This window comes from Stenotrophomonas sp. HMWF003 (genome assembly GCF_003061285.1).
Lineage (GTDB): Bacteria > Pseudomonadota > Gammaproteobacteria > Xanthomonadales > Xanthomonadaceae > Stenotrophomonas > Stenotrophomonas maltophilia_AP.
Window position 1 is genome coordinate 1 of the sequence record NZ_QAIW01000466.1, and the last position, 2,684, is coordinate 2,684.

3 protein-coding genes are annotated in these 2,684 nt (G+C 68.1%); 1 reads left to right on the forward strand and 2 read right to left on the reverse strand.

All coding sequences use genetic code 11. The features are described 5' to 3' along the window. Positions 1–1,147: NAD(P)/FAD-dependent oxidoreductase (locus DBR34_RS20685; protein ID WP_146186903.1), on the forward strand; the 1,147-nt coding region annotated here is incomplete at its 5' end. Between the two features lie 52 nt (positions 1,148–1,199). On the opposite strand, the gene DBR34_RS20690 is transcribed toward DBR34_RS20685, so the two are convergent. Further along, complete coding sequence (locus DBR34_RS20690; RefSeq protein WP_128098166.1) at positions 1,200–1,994, reverse strand: sel1 repeat family protein; 795 nt, start codon at positions 1,992–1,994, stop codon at positions 1,200–1,202. Between the two features lie 119 nt (positions 1,995–2,113). Next, positions 2,114–2,684: S9 family peptidase (locus DBR34_RS24435; protein WP_258224217.1), on the reverse strand; the 571-nt coding region annotated here is incomplete at its 5' end.

Genomic DNA, 2,684 nt, shown 5'->3' on the forward strand with positions numbered 1-2,684 from the left:
CGGGCATTGGCTGCAGGCCCTGCCCGAACTGTGGCGGGCCGGGCAGCTGGGGCGCCGCCTGCACGCCTTGTCGCCCGGGCTGCGCCAGGAGCTGCTGGACCTGTTCACCATTTCCGCGGCCGAGTACCTGGACCGCTGGTTCGAAAGCGAGCCGATCAAGGCGCTGTTCGGCTTCGACGGCGTGGTGGGCAACTACGCCAGCCCGTACGCGCCGGGCACCGCCTACGTGCTGCTGCACCATGCGTTCGGGCAGAGCAACGGGGTCAAGGGCGCCTGGGGCCATGCCATCGGCGGCATGGGCGCGATCACCCAGGCGATGGCGCGCGCGGCCGTGCAGGCCGGCGCGCAGATCCGCACCGATGCCGGCGTGCGCCGCGTGCGGGTCGAGGCGGGCAGGGCGGTGGGCGTGGAGACGCTGGATGGTGAGCGTATCGATGCGCGCGCGGTGGTGGCCAACGTCAATCCGAAACTGCTGTACGAACAGCTGTTGGCCGCCGACGAGGTGCCGGCGCCCACGCGCGAACGCATGGCCAACTGGCGTTGTGGCTCGGGCACCTTCCGCATGAACGTGGCGCTGTCGCGGCTGCCCGACTTCCGCTGCCTGCCCGGTGCGGGCGATCACCTCACCGCCGGCATCATCATCGCCCCGTCGCTGGACTACATGGACCGGGCCTACACCGATGCGCGCCAGCACGGCTGGTCGCGCGAGCCGATCGTGGAGATGCTCATTCCCAGTACGCTGGATGATTCGCTGGCGCCGCCGGGGCAGCACGTGGCCAGCCTGTTCTGCCAGCACGTGGCACCGCAGCTGCCGCACGGGCGCAGCTGGGACGATCATCGCGATGAAGTGGCCGACCTGATGATCGCCACGGTGGAACAGCATGCGCCGGGGTTTGCCGCCTCGGTGCTGGGCCGGCAGGTGTTGAGCCCACTGGACCTGGAGCGGACCTTCGGCCTGATCGGCGGCGACATCTTCCACGGCGCGCTCAGCCTCAATCAGCTGTTCAGTGCGCGCCCGATGCTGGGCCAGGCCGATTATCGCGGTGCGTTGCCGGGGTTGTACCTGTGCGGGTCCGGCACCCATCCCGGCGGCGGGGTGACCGGTGCGCCGGGGCATAACGCCGCGCAGGTGATCCTGCGCGGCTGACAACAACCGCCGACACCGTACCGACCGTCCAAGCAGCCGATGCGGGCCCTGGTCAGGGCTTGCCGCCGGTCGGTTCGAGCTGCGGCATTTCGCTGCCGGCGTCCGGTTCGGGCAGGTCCTGCACCGGGCTCACCACGGGAATGCGCGAGGTTGCATCCCCGGCCTTGACCTGTTCCACGCCACCCACATCGACCGTGCCGATACGCGGCTTGGTCCAGACCGCGTCATGCCAGGCCTGGTACTTGGCCGGGTCCCAGAAGCGTTCGTCGTAGAACTTGGAGCCATCGATCTCGCGCGAGCCGCTCGGACCGGGAACCACGATGCGCAGATTGCCGGCAAAACCGGTGCGGCTGCCGGTGACCGCCTTGCGCTCGCGGCGCAGCACCGCGGCAATGCGGGGCTTGGCTGCGGCATCACCGTAACGGGCGTAGACCGCTTCGCCTTCGGCGAGCGCACGCGCGCGTTCGGCTTCAGTAAGCTGGCTCCAGTAACGCTCCCGCAGGCCCACGAAGCCTTCGTAGCCGCGTTCGGCCGCCAGGTCCATCCAGACATAACCCAGCGCACGGTCCTGAGGGGTACCGTCGCCATTCCAGAGCATCTCGGCGACCATGCCCTGGGAGGGTTTGTCGGCGTACTGCGCGGCGTACTGGAAGAAGCGGAAGGCATCTTCGCGCTTGCCGGCCTTGTGCTTCTCCAGGGCCAGCAGGCGGAAGCGCAGGTCGGGGTGACCATTGAGGAAGCCAGCAGTGATCATCAGCTGGTCCTGGGTGGGGTCGGGCGGTGCCGGGGTTGCACTCCAGGCCGCAGGCGCGGCAAGCAGCGCCGCCAACAGAACATGTGTTGCCATCCATTGCCGGTGTTTCATAGAAATGTGTTCCATCGCATGTGTGAAGAAGTGCCGGGTGGGCGTACCCACCCGGCAATGCAGCCTACGTCAACCGTGCGGCTACGGCACGGTCACCGGTCTCAGTTGCGGGCCGGCGTGCTGCCGCCCGCGCCGATGTGGCGGTCGAAGAACTTCAGCATTTCGGTATACAGGTTCACGCGCGCTTCCTCGCCGTAGAACCCGTGCATTTCACCGCTCTGGATGATCATGCCTTCCGGCTTGTTGCCGGCGGCGATCAGTGCCTTGTTCATCAGTTCGGTCTGTTCGGGCACGGCACGTACGTCACGGGCGCCGGCGGCGAGGTAGACCGGGATCTTGACCTCGGCCGCGCGCAGCGCAGGCGAGGCGCGATTCCAGTCGGCGCGTTCGGTGCCGTGGGTGCGGCGCAGGTAGCGCAGCCCCGAGTCACGCTGCGGGATGTCGCCCTTCTTGAACAGCATGTCCACGTCGTACACGCCCACGTAACCGAACGCGCACTTGAACAGGCCCGGTTCGCGGATCGGGGCCATCAGCGCCGAGTAGCCGCCGAAGCTGCCGCCGTAGATGCAGATGCGGTTGCGGTCCACGTAGCCACTGCTGATGGCCCAGTGGGTCGCTTCCAGGATGTCGTTCTGGATGCCCTGGTCCCACTGGCGGTGGCCGGCGTCCTGG